This window comes from Ruegeria sp. CF4 (assembly GCF_056537345.1).
The window spans coordinates 14973-30169 of the sequence record NZ_JBQFRJ010000005.1; the positions used below are offsets into that span (position 1 = coordinate 14973).

The 15197-nt window shown below is 58.3% G+C and carries 13 protein-coding genes; 6 read left to right on the top strand and 7 right to left on the bottom strand.

Features of this window, described 5'->3' with window-relative positions:
* Window positions 1-13: 13 nt before the first annotated feature.
* Window positions 14-1753 carry an ABC transporter substrate-binding protein gene (locus ACR0NF_RS12475; RefSeq protein WP_480778333.1) on the bottom strand — a complete coding sequence of 580 codons (1740 nt, stop codon included), beginning with the start codon at window positions 1751-1753 and terminating at the stop codon, window positions 14-16.
* 300 nt (window positions 1754-2053) lie between these two features.
* Between ACR0NF_RS12475 and ACR0NF_RS12480 the strand changes: the two genes are divergently transcribed.
* Window positions 2054-2476 (top strand): VOC family protein, encoded by a 423-nt coding sequence (locus ACR0NF_RS12480; protein ID WP_480778334.1) that lies wholly within the window; start codon window positions 2054-2056, stop codon window positions 2474-2476.
* A 27-nt stretch (window positions 2477-2503) separates the two neighbouring features.
* Here ACR0NF_RS12480 and ACR0NF_RS12485 read toward each other — a convergent pair whose 3' ends face one another.
* The 4 genes from ACR0NF_RS12485 to ACR0NF_RS12500 all read right to left on the bottom strand — a co-directional run bounded on the left by ACR0NF_RS12485 (window position 2504) and on the right by ACR0NF_RS12500 (window position 7475).
* The gene (locus ACR0NF_RS12485) at window positions 2504-3940 is read right to left on the bottom strand and encodes a pyridoxal phosphate-dependent decarboxylase family protein (RefSeq protein WP_480778335.1); all 1437 of its coding nucleotides are present in this window, start codon (window positions 3938-3940) and stop codon (window positions 2504-2506) included.
* Window position 3941: 1 nt separating this feature from the next.
* Window positions 3942-5021 carry a cysteine synthase A gene (gene cysK / locus ACR0NF_RS12490; RefSeq protein WP_480778336.1) on the bottom strand — a complete coding sequence of 360 codons (1080 nt, stop codon included), beginning with the start codon at window positions 5019-5021 and terminating at the stop codon, window positions 3942-3944.
* Between the two features lie 138 nt (window positions 5022-5159).
* Complete coding sequence (locus ACR0NF_RS12495) at window positions 5160-6737, bottom strand: winged helix-turn-helix domain-containing tetratricopeptide repeat protein (RefSeq protein ID WP_480472584.1); 1578 nt, start codon at window positions 6735-6737, stop codon at window positions 5160-5162.
* Window positions 6738-6794: 57 nt separating this feature from the next.
* Entirely contained in the window at window positions 6795-7475 is a 681-nt protein-coding gene (locus ACR0NF_RS12500) for a GntR family transcriptional regulator (protein ID WP_480778337.1), read from the bottom strand.
* A 103-nt stretch (window positions 7476-7578) separates the two neighbouring features.
* Between ACR0NF_RS12500 and ACR0NF_RS12505 the strand changes: the two genes are divergently transcribed.
* From ACR0NF_RS12505 to ACR0NF_RS12525, 5 genes are read left to right on the top strand one after another with little or no spacing between them, the layout of a single operon-like run.
* Window positions 7579-8181: an amino acid synthesis family protein gene (locus ACR0NF_RS12505; RefSeq protein ID WP_480472588.1), complete on the top strand. Its 603-nt coding sequence runs from the start codon at window positions 7579-7581 to the stop codon at window positions 8179-8181.
* Window positions 8153-8962: an alpha/beta fold hydrolase gene (locus ACR0NF_RS12510; RefSeq protein WP_480472590.1), complete on the top strand. Its 810-nt coding sequence runs from the start codon at window positions 8153-8155 to the stop codon at window positions 8960-8962. The genes ACR0NF_RS12505 and ACR0NF_RS12510 overlap by 29 nt, the downstream gene beginning before the upstream one ends.
* Window positions 8949-9866: a flavin reductase family protein gene (locus tag ACR0NF_RS12515; RefSeq protein ID WP_480778338.1), complete on the top strand. Its 918-nt coding sequence runs from the start codon at window positions 8949-8951 to the stop codon at window positions 9864-9866. Before ACR0NF_RS12510 ends, ACR0NF_RS12515 begins: the two co-directional genes overlap by 14 nt.
* A 3-nt stretch (window positions 9867-9869) precedes the next feature.
* On the top strand, window positions 9870-10907 hold the full coding sequence (locus tag ACR0NF_RS12520) for an LLM class flavin-dependent oxidoreductase (protein WP_480778339.1): 1038 nt from the start codon (window positions 9870-9872) through the stop codon (window positions 10905-10907).
* Window positions 10908-10927: 20 nt separating this feature from the next.
* Window positions 10928-12391 (top strand): aldehyde dehydrogenase, encoded by a 1464-nt coding sequence (locus tag ACR0NF_RS12525; protein ID WP_480778340.1) that lies wholly within the window; start codon window positions 10928-10930, stop codon window positions 12389-12391.
* 6 nt (window positions 12392-12397) lie between these two features.
* On the opposite strand, the gene ACR0NF_RS12530 is transcribed toward ACR0NF_RS12525, so the two are convergent.
* Window positions 12398-13177 (bottom strand): carnitinyl-CoA dehydratase, encoded by a 780-nt coding sequence (locus ACR0NF_RS12530; protein WP_480778341.1) that lies wholly within the window; start codon window positions 13175-13177, stop codon window positions 12398-12400.
* Window positions 13178-13180: 3 nt separating this feature from the next.
* Complete coding sequence (locus ACR0NF_RS12535; protein WP_480778342.1) at window positions 13181-15196, bottom strand: acetate--CoA ligase family protein; 2016 nt, start codon at window positions 15194-15196, stop codon at window positions 13181-13183.
* Between the last annotated feature and the right edge of the window lies 1 nt (window position 15197).

Genomic DNA, 15197 nt, shown 5'->3' on the forward strand with positions numbered 1-15197 from the left:
CGGTTGCATCGGTTTACTGAGACTGCCAGCGCGCTACCAGTTCGTCATAGTTGACGGTCTGGCCCTGCGGCTTTTCGTTCTCAAGCTTGGCCTTGGGCGAACCCTCTTTCTCCAGCCAGAAGGCAGGATCCTGCGGTTCGTTCAGGCGCGGGCCACAGCCACCATAGACACCGGCGCTTTCATCTGCAGCCTGCATGCGAGACATGGTGATGTCCATCTCTTCGGCTAGACGGTCCATTGCCTCTTGCGGCGTGAAGGCGCCCGAGTTCACGTCACCGATCTGCTGCCACCAGATCTGGGCCAGCTTCGGATAGTCCGGCACGTTGATGCCGGTCGGCGACCATGCCACGCGGTCAGGCGAGCGATAGAACTCGACCAGACCACCCAGCTTGGGTGCGCGTTCGGTGAACGACTCGTGGTTGACCGAGCTGTCGCGAATGAAGGTCAGACCTACATGGGACTTCTTCACATCAACAGTTTTGGACGTCACGAATTGGGCATAGAGCCAAGCTGCCTGGGCACGATCCGAGGGGGTCGATTTCAGGAACGTCCAAGAGCCCACGTCCTGGTAACCGACCTTCTGGCCTTCTTCCCAGTAGGGGCCGTGCGGGCTGGGTGCCATTCGCCACAGCGGCGTGCCTTCGTCATCCACGGTGTTGTTGCCTTCGGACTTCGGCTTCACCATGTCGGCGGTAAAGGCGGTGTACCAGAAGATCTGCTGGGCCACGTTGCCCTGGCTGAGCGCCGGCAGCGACTGGTAGAAGTCATAAGACGCCGCACCCGGAGGCGCATAGTTCCGCAGCCATTCGTCCCACTTGCGGATCGCATAAACCGCAGCCGGGCCGTTTGCAGCACCGCCGCGCGATACGGACGCACCAACAGGGTTACAGGTGCCCGCTTCCATGCGGATGCCCCATTCGTCGACCGGAACACCGTTCGGCTCGCCCACGTCACCAGCACCGGCCATCGACAGCCAGGCGTCCGTCATGCGCCAGCCAAGGTCAGGTGCGCGCTTGCCGTAGTCCATGTGGCCGTAGATCGCAACGCCATCGACTTCTTTCACATCATTGGTGAAGAACTCGGCGATGTCTTCATAGGCCGACCAGTTGACCGGAACGCCCAGATCATAGCCGTATTTCTCTTTGAACGCGGCTTTGTTGGCTTCGTCATCGAACCAGTCCTTGCGGAACCAGTATAGGTTCGCAAACTGCTGGTCCGGCAGCTGATACAGCTTGCCGTCAGGACCGGTGGTGAACTGGATGCCCATGAAGTCATCCAAATCCAGCGTTGGCGATGTTGTTGCCGCCCAGTCGCCCCCCATCATGTCAGTCAGAGGATAGGCCAGTTGCAGACGCGAATGTGTGCCGATGAGGTCACTGTCGTTGACATAGCCATCATACAGGTTCCGGCCGGTCTGCATCTGAGTCTGAACCGCCTGAACCACTTCGCCTTCGCCGAGGATCTGGTGATTGACCTTGATGCCGGTGATCTCTTCGAACGCTTTGGCGAGGACCTCGGATTCATAGGAATGCGTCGGGATGCCTTCGGACAGGACGTTGATTTCCATGCCCGAATAGGGTTGTGCAGCTTCAATGAACCACTTCATCTCACCCATCTGCTCGTCTTTCGACAGCGTCGATGGCTGGAACTCGTCGTCGATCCAACGTTGTGCTGCGGCTTCGTCGGCCCACACGGGACCGTGCCCCGCAATGACGGCAGCCGCCGCCACTGCGGAAAGTAGATGTCTCCGCATCTGTCTCCTCCCAAGATATTTTGCTTGTCCGGCGCTAACCGGATGCCCACAACCATCAGCGATTTTTTGCTACGGTGTCAAACTAATTTTTTAGTAATTGCATAGAATATTGTTTTTGAATGCTAATTTCAGTATGCGCGAATATCCAACTTAAATCCCGGCCAACTGACTTAACGAGAAGGCTGCTTTCGGTATAGTCGAAATCACGTGTCGAATTCTGGGCATTTGGGCCGATGCAGGCTTGCAAGCAAGAGGTTCATGAGGTTTCTTGCCTCGGGCTACGAATAGAAGTTTATGCCCATGAAGCTCGAATTCCATCACATCAACTATGTTTCCGACGATGTTGAACGTTTGCACAAGTTCTATACCGATGTGCTGGGTCTTGAAGACCTCCCGATTGAGAATTTTCCGCGGCCGGTGGCAACGGACGATAAGGGATATGATGGTAAAATCCGGTTTGCGACAGATGGTGCAATGCAGATGCATCTGGCCGAGCGCAATCTGGATGTGGCTTTCAAACATGGTGAGACGATCAACCCCGTAGAACGCGGCCACATCGCGTTTCGAACCGACGATATCGAAGCCTTCAAAGCGGTGCTTGAGGCTAACAATATTCTCTATTCAGATTATGGGACGGCCTTCGCCAAAGAATGGCACCAGATCTTTTTTCACGATCCAGAAGGTAACATCGTTGAGGTGCATCAAGCCGTTCACACCGGTTAAATCCAGTGTGAAACAAGTGGCTCTATGCTAAATGGCGGGGCTTGAATATGTCGCCAGAGTGCGTTGAACTTCCGCCCAAACGGCCAGAATATGATCAGCAATCTGATCTGCCGCTTCAAACTCGGTTGCGTTGGAAATCACCGATAGGCGCATTACCCAATCCCCACGCCATTGGCTGCCGCCGACGAAGATTTTGCCTTTTTCCAAGATGCCTGCGATGACGGCTTCAGTCGTTTTGCGGCGGGTCTCCGACTCCGCCTCTTCGTTGCCAAAGCTGATGATGATCTGGTTCAGGACGACCTCGTTCAAGATGTGTACACCTTCGACCGATCGCAAACGGTCTGCAATGCGCTTGGCGGTTTTGCAATGACGCCCGACCATCTCTTGAACCCCTTCGCGGCCAAGCGATTTGAGCACTGCCCAGGTTGGCAGGCCGCGCGCGCGGCGTGACAGTTCAGGGGTCAGGAAACACGGGATGCGCTCATGTTCAGCCTGGGGCGGCAGATAGCTTGCGCTGATCCGCATCGCCTTTTGCAAGGCGTCTTTGTCCCGAACAATTGCATAGCCGCTGTCAAATGGGGTTTGCAGCCATTTATGACCATCGACGCTCCAGGAATTCGCGCGGTCGAGGCCGTCGGTCAACGCGCGATATTCGGGATGCGCGCGCGCCCAGAGGCCGAATGCGCCATCCACATGGATCCATGCGCCTGATCGTTCTGCAATGTCTGCGAACTGGTCGAACGGATCGAACGCGCCGGTGTTGATCTGCCCGGCCTGTGTGACGATGATCGCTGGCCCCGTCTGCGCGCTCATTTGCTGCGCCAGGTCAGCGGCGACCATCCGTCCCTCAGCGTCGGTCTTTATGCGTTTGACACGGTTCCGACCAAGACCGAGATATCCGAGTGCCGATATGACCGATGTATGTGCATCATCACCCAGATACACTGTGATCGGAGGTGCTCCGAACAGCCCATCCTCATCCGGGTCCCAGCCATGGGCGCGCAAAACCGCTCCGCGCGCTGCGGCAAGTGCCGTGAAGTTGCCAACCGTTCCGCCCGTGACAAATCCAACAGCGGCGTCTCGGGGCAGATCGAGAATGTCCAACAGCCACCCAGCTGCGATCTGTTCCACCGCCGCAGTGGTGGGGGAAGAGCGATGGAACGCCGAGTTTTGTCCCCAGGCGCTTACCAGCCAGTCTGCGGCAACACCCACTGGAGTCGAGCCTCCCAACACCCACCCAAAGAACCTGGGGTGGACCATTTGAGTAAGCCCCTGTTCGCCGCGATCCGCGAGATCGTTGATCACGGCTTCGGCGTCTTTGCCATGCTCGGGAAGAGGTTCGTCAAAGATGGCCAGCATCTCGTCAAAGCTCTTCTCAGGCGGGCAAGGGCGCGTTGGCACAGATCGCCGGTAGGCCAGGGCACGGTTGCAAGCTACGCTCAGTGCTGAAAACGGATCTGCCATCTCAGGACATCTGATAGCCGGGAGTGGAGTTCGAGATCGCGATCTCTTCCTCGGTCATCTCTTCGGCTATTCCTTCAAAGAGCGGTGTGCTCAGGTAACGCTCGCCAGTATCGGGCAGCATGCACAGGATGTTCGCGCCCGGATCGGCTTTTTCAGCAATGCCGACGGCGATTGCGAAGGTGGCCCCACCTGAGATGCCCGTCAGAATGCCCTCTTGGCTGGCCAGTTTCCGGGCCCATTCCACGCCTGTCGGGCCGGGGACGGGAATCAATTCGTCGAAGAAGTTGTTGTCGATCGATTCCTGCAAAACGGCCGGTATGAAATCCGGTGTCCAGCCTTGGATCGGGTGCGGCTCAAAAGCCGGGTGGCTGGACAGAGGATCACCATCTTGCCCACGGTCAGTGGCAATACCGCTGCCAATCAGTTGCGCATTGGCAGGCTCAGAGAGGATGATCTTGGTCTCGGGCCGTTCCTTGCGCAGCACCCGGGCGACGCCGGTAACTGTACCGCCAGTCCCGTAGCCGGTCACGAGGTAGTCCAGTCGTTGACCGTTGAAATCGCTCAGAATCTCCTGCGCGGTGGTTGCGGCGTGAATCTCGGCATTGGCCTCCGTCTCGAACTGCCGCGCCAGTAGCCAGCCATGCGCCTCGGCGAGTTCGGCGGCTTTGCGGTACATGCCAAATCCCTTTTCGGCGCGTGGGGTCAGCACCACCTTCGCCCCCAGCATCCGCATCAGGCGACGACGCTCGACAGAGAAACTATCGGCCATAGTCACCACCAGAGGATAACCCTTTTGCGCGCAAACCATGGCAAGCCCGATGCCGGTATTGCCACTTGTGGCCTCGACCACGGTCTGGCCCGGCTTCAGGGCGCCACTGCGTTCGGCAGCCTCGATGATGTTAACGGCCAGACGATCCTTGACCGACCCGGCGGGATTGAATGCTTCGAATTTCACAAACAGATTGACGCCTTCGGGGCCCAGATTGTTGATGCGGATGACGGGAGTGTTCCCGATGGTATCCAGAACGCTGTCAAAAACGCACCCGTTTCCTTGCGTCGTTCTAAGCTTTTGATCGGTCATTGTATTATCCTACATGAAGTGTTGGTTTGGCCGGATCAGGGGCCCCTAATGCCGCAAGACTAGACGCAATGGGTGGCGCGAGTCCTGAGGAGTTTCTGAGGAAACCCTGTAAATCGGCGTGAAATTGGTTCTTTCGGCTCAGATTTGGGGAATACCTTGCCGGGACAACGCGCCTGAAAACCGTGAACGCGTATCCGGGTCGGTAAAGGGGAACGACCGGAAGAAATGATCCTGTGTGATGCGTTGGCGCGAGGCACGCACGCGATCTGCCCATTGGGCAGCCTCGGTTTGGTTGCCCGCCAGTTCGTTTGTAAACGTCGCAATCAGGCTGATCAGATCATGCGCTCCCGGCGCATTTGCAGCCCGTACTGCCCAATCCGCGGCTTCGCTATCGCGACCTTCCATCGCCAGGCTCATCGCGCGTGTTCCCAGCATCGCATAGAGTAGTGGATCAAGCGGGCTGAGCGCGCGGGCGTCGTCCGATAGACGCCGACCGATGCCACTGGCGCCGGATACCGTTTCGGTCCAGGCGCGGGCGTAGATGCCTTGCGCAAAATTCGGGCTGAGCGCGGTGGAGCGGTCCAGCCAGATTTTGGCGCTGTCCAGATCACCCACCAACCAGAGGGCGCGGCCCATGTTGAAATTTGCAAACGGGTCCATCGGGTCCAGGTCGACGGCACGTTCGGCTTCGGCCCGCGCGAGCTTCATCGGTTCGGCGCGACTGTCTGAATAGTGCATGAAGGCTGTTTTGAAATGAGCGAAAGACAACGCCCCGTGCGCCCGAGCAAATTCGGGTTCCAATGCGATCGCCTTTTCGAATAAGGCAATCGCCCGGTCATTTTCATTGGCGTCAAAGCGATAGAGGGATTGCAAGCCCAGATGATAGGTTGCCCAGGCATCGATATTTTCGGGCGATCGGAGGCGTGCCTTTGACGCCTCGCTCAGCGGGATCTGAACCTCGATGGCGAAGACGACATGAGAAATGATCTGCTCGCGCACCTCGTGCACATCATCGAGGCGGGAATTGAAACGGTCGGCCCAAATCACTTCGCCATCTGCGGTACTGGACAGCATGACGCTGATAGCGACCCGAGGGCCCATCACTTCGACACTGCCGGTCAGGCAATATCGGGCCCCGAGACTCTTGCGGATTTCTCCGATCTCACCGGACTTTGAATGGAAGCGAAACGATGACCCGCGCGCGATCACGGCAATCCAGCGCAACCGAGAAATGGATGCGATGAGTTCGTGTGGTATCGCGGCGCTGAGCGTTTTGGCCGTGCCGTCCGCACCGATGTTATCGAAGGGAAGAATGGCGATTGTGGGCCGTGTCGCGGCTTCGATCCATTCGGTGTCCTGCACGTCCAGATCCTGCGGCACTACGGATGCGGGCGTTGCCTCGCAATCAATGATCTGCAGCGGGGCCGTCCACCGCAGCCCTTTGCCATGAACTGTTTTGATAACTGCTTGCCGATCCCCGGTATCTTCGACAGCGCGCCGCGCCGATTTGATGCAAGTGGACAAGGCAGCCTCGGACACGATCCGATTGCCCCACAAGGTGGCAAACAGCTCGTCTTTTGTTACGAGGCGGTCTTGGTTCTTGGCCAAAAGGGCGATGAGCTGGAACGCCAGCGGTTCTACATCGACAACCGATCCGTCGCGCAGAAGTTCCTGACGCAGAAGATCGATTCTGAACTCACCAAACTCACAGATCATTGTGAGACATTACCAAGAAACGACAGATCTGGACATAAGATCTGAAATGAGAGGCGATTAATCGGCGTGTTCGGCCAGTAGTCTTTCGGCAATCGCGGTGGTGTCATCCAGATGTCTCTCAACCGCCGCTGCGGCTTTTTCCGCATCGCCTGAGATAATCGCATCGCAAATCGCCTGCATATGCTCGGGCCCCGGGCGGCTGCGTTCAGTCGAAGAGAGGGTCATCATGCGCAACCGGCTGATGCGGCCGTTGAGGCGTTGCACGATCTCCCACGCGATATAGTCGCCCGCGCCCTGAAATATCTCGGCGTAAAATCCCGCCGTGGCGCGAAATAGCCCACCGGGTGTTTTGTCGGTAAACTGATGCTTGAGCTGGTCGAGCGCACTCCGAAGGCGCATCGCGCGCTCGCCAGTTATGTTTTTGGCGCATTTTCGAGCTGCCGCCGTCTCCAGCATCCGTCGGATCTCGTAGATTTGCTGCGCATCATTCCAGTTCATAAGCGCCACGATTGGTCCGCGCCCGGGCAGGATTTCAACCAGACCTTCGGCTTCGAGATAGCGGATCGTTTCGCGCACAACGGTGCGGCTGACACCAAGCTGATCGCACAATGGTCGTTCGACTAGCCGCTCTCCCGGTTTGAAATGCCCTTCGATGATCGCGTCCCGCATACGTTCCTGCACGATGTCCCGCAGGGTCAAGGGCGGTTGTTCTATTCTGGAAAGCGCGGGTGTGGTCATAGCTGCGGTGATATCAATGAGGGTGTTTCGGCGCAATGGGATTGACTGATGGTATTATGGTATACCATAAATCAAATCGAGAATCGAACCATAGGGTGCAGCCATGCCAGCCGAAATCCGAAAAACGCTTCTTCATGTTGAAAACACTCTGATCGAAGGGGGCAGGGTGGCTGAGCGCCCCTTGAAGATGATCGCAGCCGTCTCGGTTATCCGAAATCCGTGGGCAGGTCGGGGTTTCGTCGAGAATCTGAGGCCTGAGATCAGCGATTGCGCGCCGGGACTGGGCAAGCTGCTGACTGAGATGGTGTTGGACGCCGCCGGAGGGGGCGACAAGGTTGAGGGCTACGGAAAATCCGCCATAGTTGGTGTGAATGGTGAAGTTGAGCATGCCTCGGCGTTGATCCATACGCTTCGGTTCGGGAACCATTATCGCGAGGCGGTAGGCGCTAAATCCTATCTTGCGTTCACCAACACACGCGGTCCGGCCAATGCGCCGCTGCAGATACCGCTGATGGACAAGAACGATGGCGGTCGGCGCAGTCACTATCTGACTATTCAGTTGTCTGTTGCGGACGCGCCGGCACCGGATGAGATCGTGGTGGCGCTTGGTGCCTCGGTCGGTGGGCGTCCGCATCACCGGATCGGTGATCGCTATCAAGACCTGAAAGAGTTGGGCCATGACGTTGACAACCCTGCAGCTGTCTGAACCCTACGGAACGCTAAGCTATCGTGAAGCGGGGTGCGGAAAACCGGTGGTGTTGATCCACGGGGTCGGGATGCAATCCGCGGCCTGGGGGCCGCAGGTTGATGTGCTGTCGGAAACGCATCGTGTGATTGCTGTGGACATGCCGGGGCATGGAGGATCGTCCCGATTGCCTGAGGGCGCGCAACTGCCTGCCTTCGTCGAATGGCTCTGGGCGGCTCTGGCAGCTTTGAACCTTGGACGCGTAAGTCTCGCCGGTCACTCCATGGGTGCGCTTGTCGCCGCAGGCTACGCAGTTAGCTATCCTGATGCTGTCGAGCGGGTGGCGCTGTTGAACGGTGTATATCTCCGATCCCCCGAGGCGCGTGCAGCGGTGGAAACGCGCGCGGATCAGATTGGCAGCGGGTGTTTCGATCTTGAGACACCTCTGAACCGCTGGTTTGGTAATAGTCCGATAGAACAGGCTGCGCGGAAGGACGTGGAAGGCTGGTTGGTTAAAGTCGATCCAGTTGGTTATGCAACGGCCTACAGCGCATTTGCGCGCGGGGATCGGACCTATGCCGACCGTTTGGGCGACATCGCTTGCCCATTTCTTGCGATCACCGGGGATGGAGACCTGAATTCGACGCTTGAAATGTCTGATAACATGGCCGCAGCCGCCCCCATGGGGCAATCAGTGGTCATCGAAGGACATCGGCATCTGGTCAACCTAACCGCTCCGGAGCAGGTGAATGCGGCCCTGAAAGACTGGCTTAGGTGGGAGGCAAACGATGACAGAGATTGATCCACGCGACCTGCGCAATGCGTTTGGCGCTTTCATGACGGGCGTGACCGTGGTTACGACACACGACCCCGATGGCAGACCGCTGGGGTTCACGGCGAACTCGTTCACCTCGGTCTCGCTTGATCCGCCTTTGGTTCTGGTCTGCCTTGCGAATACATCACGCAACTACCACGCCTTTGCCGGTGCGGGAGGCTTTGCCGTCAACGTGTTGTCCGAGGCGCAAAAAGAGGTTTCAAACACATTCGCCCGACCGGTCGAGGATCGTTTTTCAGCGGTTGATTGGCGGCCCGGACCGCATGGTGCACCGATTTTTGACGGTGTCTCGGCCTGGTTTGACTGTTCGATGTTCAAAACCGTTGAGGCAGGCGATCATCTGATCCTGATGGGCAAGGTCGAAGCCTATGCGAACAATACCCATCCGGGCCTCGGCTATGCGCGGGGCGCTTATGTCACGCCAGCGGCAGAAGCCGAGGCGTTGAACAATCGCGCCAACCTGATGGTCTCGGCCCTGATTGCGCATCAGGGAAGGGTCTTGTTGGTCGAGACCGAAGGCGGTTCGTTCGCTTTGCCCGAAGTCAAAGTCGGCAAAGACGGTGCATCAGCAGCCCTTCGGCGATTGATCGACACCAATGGGGTCGAGGCTGAGGCAGGGTTCATCTATTCCGTTTACGAAGACGAGACGCGCGAAACCCAGCATATCTCATTCTTGTGTCAGGCCAGTGGGGAAGCTGCGGAGCAGGGCGCGTTCCATGACCTCGATGCACAGACGCTTGCTGCTTTGGCCGACCCGGTGGTGCGCACGATGTTGCAGCGTTTTGCAGTTGAAAGCCGAATGGGGAATTTCGGGGTGTATTTTGGTAATCAGGACAGCGGTACCATCCGACCTGTCTCATCAGAGGGTTGAGCGATGAAGTTTTCGTTATTTGCTCATATGGAGCGCATTTCTGCGGATGAAGATCAGAAGAAGATCTATGATGAGTTCATTGAGCTGTGCAGGATCGCCGATCAGGGCGGGATGCATGCAATCTGGACGGGTGAACATCATGGTATGAATTTCACCATCGCGCCAAACCCGTTTCTGAGTTTGGTGGACGTCGCGCGTCACACCAACAATGTGCGGCTGGGGACGGGGACCGTGATCGCACCATTCTGGCACCCGATCCGACTGGCCGGTGAGGCGGCGATGACCGACATCATCACTGATGGACGGCTTGAGGTGGGTATCGCGCGCGGGGCGTATTCCTTTGAATACGAGCGCCTGATGCCGGGTATGGATGCCTGGGAAGCCGGTCAGCGCATGCGCGAGCTTGTGCCTGCTGTGAAGGCGCTTTGGGAGGGCGATTACGAGCATGAAGGAGAGTTCTATCAGTTTCCCAAAACCACCTCGGCACCGCTTCCATTGAGGCTCGAAGGCCCTCCGATCTGGATTGCGGCTCGTGATCCGAACAGCCACGAATTTGCAGTCGCGCAGGGATGCAATGTACAGGTGACGCCGTTGTGGAAGGGTGATGCTGAAATCTCGGACCTGATGGAAAAGTTCAACGCGGCTTGTGTAAAACATTCAGACCAACCACGCCCGAAGATCATGTTGCTGCAGCACACCTATGTGGCAGACAGCGATGAGGACGCCCAATTAGGGGCTGTCGAGCTGAACCGGTTCTACTGTTATTTCGGGGCGTGGTTCATGAATCAGCGCGAAATCTCTCATGGACTAATCGAGCCACTTACCGACGAAGAGATCGCCGCCCATCCGTTCTACAGCCCCGAGGCCATGGCACGGGACCTCGTGATCGGTACCCCTGATAAGGTCATCGAACGGCTGAAAGGGTATGAGGCATTGGGCTATGATGAATATGCGTTTTGGATCGACAGCTCGATGTCGTTTGAGCGAAAAAAAGCCTCGCTTGAGCGGTTTATCAATGATGTGATGCCCGCGTTTGCCTGATCACCTTAAGGGAAAGACATATGCAAAGCTTCCAGCACTATATCGGTGGTCAGTTCGAAGACGCGACCCAGCATTTCGATAGCATCGACCCGGCGACAGGCAACCCGTGGGCCCGGATGCCCGACGCCACCGTTGACGATGCAAACCGCGCGGTGGATGCGGCTGAGCGAGCATTTGTCTCGGTTGAATGGGCCCAAATGACTGCCAGCGCGCGGGGTAAGCTTCTGATGCGCCTCGCCGATCTGATTGCTGAGAACGCGCCGCGACTGGCGGAACTGGAAACGCGCGACACCGGAAAGATCATCCGCGAAACAACCGCGCAGATCGCTTATGTGGCTGAATATTATCGGTATTATGCTGGGCTTGCCGATAAGATCGAAGGCGCACACCTGCCCATCGACAAACCGGATATGGAGGTCTGGCTGCGGCGCGAACCCGTGGGTGTTGTTGCGGCAGTCGTGCCATGGAATTCTCAGCTGTTTCTGTCGGCGGTCAAAATTGGGCCTGCATTGGCTGCAGGTTGTACAGTGGTCCTCAAGGCCAGCGAAGATGGTCCTGCGCCGATGCTGGGATTTGCGCGTATCTTCGATCAGGCCGGATTCCCCAAGGGTGTCCTGAGTGTCATCACGGGCGGCCCCGAAGTGGGCGCCACGCTGACAAGCCATCCCAAAGTGGCGCATGTGGCGTTTACAGGCGGGCCTGAGACGGCCCGTCATATCGTGCGCAATTCAGCAGAGAATCTGGCCTCGACGTCGTTGGAACTGGGTGGCAAATCCCCATTCATCGTATTTGACGATGCCGATCTGGAAAGTGCGGCGAACGCTCAGGTCTCGGGGGTGTTTGCAGCGACCGGGCAAAGCTGCGTTTCAGGATCTCGTCTTGTGATACAGGCCGGGATCAAGGACGCCTTTCTGGCGCGCCTGAAAGAAAAGGCCGAAGCGATTGTCATCGGCGCGCCTGACAAGATGGAGACCGAGGTCGGACCGCTTTGCACCGCGCGTCAACGAGACTGGGCCGAAGCGTTGATTGCTCAATCAATTGAGCAGGGCGCGAAACTGGTGACCGGGGGGCAGGCTCTGGATCGCGATGGGTATTACTTCGCGCCAACCATTCTGGATTGTGACGCCGCCCCAAACGCGGCCTGCCTGAGCAATGAGTTCTTTGGCCCCGTGCTTTCAGTCATCAGTTTCGAAGATGAGGCCGAGGCCATCGCCATTGCCAATGACACGCAATATGGTCTGGCCTCCGGGCTGTTTACCCGAGACCTCACCCGCGCCCATCGCATGATCCGGGCCATTCGGGCGGGGATCGTCTGGGTGAACACCTATCGTGCGGTTAGCCCGATCGCGCCGTTTGGGGGCCATGGGCTGTCAGGTCACGGGCGCGAAGGTGGGATCGAAGCCGCGCTGGACTATACAACCGTCAAAGCCGTTTGGCTTCGGACCAGCGATGAGCCGATCCCGGATCCGTTTGTCATGCGCTAGAGCGGGCTACTTGCCCTTCCAGACCGGGTCGCGCTTTTCGGCAAAGGCCTTCGCGCCTTCCAACTGGTCTTCGCTTGCATAAAGCACATCAACCGTACGCAACTGGCGCTTGGTGATGCGGTTCATGGTGTCTTGGAACTTGGCATCTTCAGCGTCACGCACGATCTCTTTGATCGCCGCATAGACAAGTGGCGGCCCCGAGGCGAGCAGGCGCGCTAGTTCCCAGGCGCGATCCATCAATTGATCGGCCGCGATGATCTCATTCACCAGCCCCCAACGATTGGCCTCTTCGGCATCGAACCAGCGGCCAGTCAGCAGCAACTCCATCGCGATGTGATAGGGAATGCGCTTGGGCAGCTTGACACTCGCCGCATCGGCCACCGTGCCTGAACGGATCTCGGGTAACGCAAAAGTGGCGTGATCAGCGGCCAGGATCATGTCTGCGGATAGAGCAAGTTCCAACCCGCCACCGCAGGCGATGCCATTAACGGCCGCGATGACCGGTTTGTTCAGGTCACGCAGTTCCTGCAGGCCGCCAAAGCCGCCAACACCATAGTCCCCATCGACCGCATCGCCTTCGGCGGCGGCTTTCAGGTCCCATCCCGGGCAGAAGAACTTCTCACCTGCACCTGTCAGGATGGCCACGCGCAACTCAGGATCGTCACGGAATTCGGCAAAGACATCGCCCATGATCCGGCTGGTGACCAGGTCGATCGCATTGGCCTTGGGCCGGTCCAACGTCACCTCAAGGATCGCCCCTTCGCGGCGGGTTTTGATCGGGTCCATTTCTCAGGCCTTTCTGATAAGGGCGTCCACGGCTACCGCCTTGTCGGGCGTGCAGAGGAGCGGGTTAATCTCGACCTCGCCAAGCGTGTCGGCATTTTGCATGACATAGACCTGAACGGCCTCAATCGCGGTGATGATCGCATCCATATCAGCCGCCGGTTGGCCGCGATAGCCCGCCAGCAGCGGCGCGATCTTCAGTTTGCCAAGGGCGGTTCGGATTTCATCGGAGGTACAGGGCAGCAGCAGCGATGCGGTATCACGCAGCACTTCGGTCAGGACGCCACCAGCACCCAGAGTCAGCACAAATCCATGCGCCGGATCGCGGACCACCCCGATAAGCAGTTCGGCGACCGTTCCGGCAATCATTTCTTCGATCAGTATCTCGCTCGTTCCGATCTCGGCTGCAACCTCAGCGACGTCCTCGGCCTGAACGCCCAGCCGAACGGCGGCATGCTCGGACTTATGTGCAAGACCAACGCCTTTGACCGCGAAAGGTGCATCCATTTCCTGCGCCGCTGCACGTGCCTCGTCTGGCCCACCGATCGTGCGGTTCTGCGGGATGCGCAGACCGCATTGGGCCAGAGCCTTTTTGGATTCACCTTCGGTGAGCGTCCGGTTGGCCTCGGTTATGCCCGGCAGCCAAACGGGGATTGCCGAGGGTGCTGCGATCTGCCCTGCCGCGCGGATGGCGGAGAGCGCTTCGGCCAGCCCCATGAAAGGCACGACACCTCCGTCCACGAGCTCTTGCGCGACGTCTTCGGGCAAAAGCTCGGGCAGCGTAGCTGCGATGGCGAACCGAGCGCCGGTTTCAGCGCGCACCCTCAGGGCCGCCCGCGTGGCGCAGATCCAATCGGTCGCGTCGGTGTTCGGGTAGTCGACAATCGAGACCGTCAGGTCAATGTCGTCGCCGGTCATGCCGGACCAGGCCTTCGCCATCGCCTCTTCGTCACGCCAGATATAGGTATGGTAATCCAGCGGATTGTTCAGCGCGACCATGGGGCCAAGCGCATCGCGCAGATGGGTTTTCTTTTTATCGGACAGACATGGGAAAGTCAGACCTGTACCAACGGCCATGTCGGCGATCAGACTGGCCTCACCGCCAGAACAACTGATCGAGGCGATGTTGCGGCCTGACAGCGGGCCATAGCAATGCAGCAGTTTTAGCGTTTCAAGGAAATCGGGCAGGGCGGACAGGCGCGGGATGCCGAGACGTTCAAGCAGGGCTTGCGCGCCTGCATCGCTGCCTGCCAAAGAAGCCGTGTGCGATACGGTTGCGGCCTGTGCCTGCTCGGACGCACCGACTTTGAGGGCTACCAGCGGAATGCCTTTGCGGTATGCTTTGGCAGCCAGAGCTTCCCACTCACGAATGTCCTTGAAACCTTCGACATGCAGCCCAACTGCAGTGACGCGTGGGTCGTCTAACAGAGCCGAAGCGATCCGGGCCTGACTGGTCTGTGCCATGTTCCCGCAGGCCACCATATAAGCAATTGGCAGCGCACGTTTTTGCATGGTCAGGTTGATCGAGATGTTCGAGCTTTGCGTCAGGATCGCAACGCCCTTATCGACAGGCGTAGCCCCATGCTGGTCCGGCCACAGCAAGGCTCCGTCCAGTGCATTGATGAAGCCATAGCAGTTCGGCCCCAGAATAGGCATGTCACCTGCAGCGGAAATCAGTTGCTGTTGCAGGTCGCCACCGGTTTCATCCTCTGCGGCTGCTTCCGAGAAGCCAGATGCGAAACACACCGCACCGCCGGCCCCCATGCTGGCCAATAGCTGAACCGCCTCAATCGTGGCGTGCCGGTTGATGCCGATGAAAACCGCATCCGGTGCCTCGGGCAGGTCTTCCAGACGGCCATAGACCTTGTGACCCGCAACATCAGCAGCCTTGGGATGCACAGGCCAGATGTGGCCCGCATAGCCCATGCGTTCAGATTGCTGAATGACTTGCTGACACCACGCGCCACCGCCAATCACAGCGATGGATTTGGGCCGCAGCAGCCGGGTGAGATCTTTGCTCATC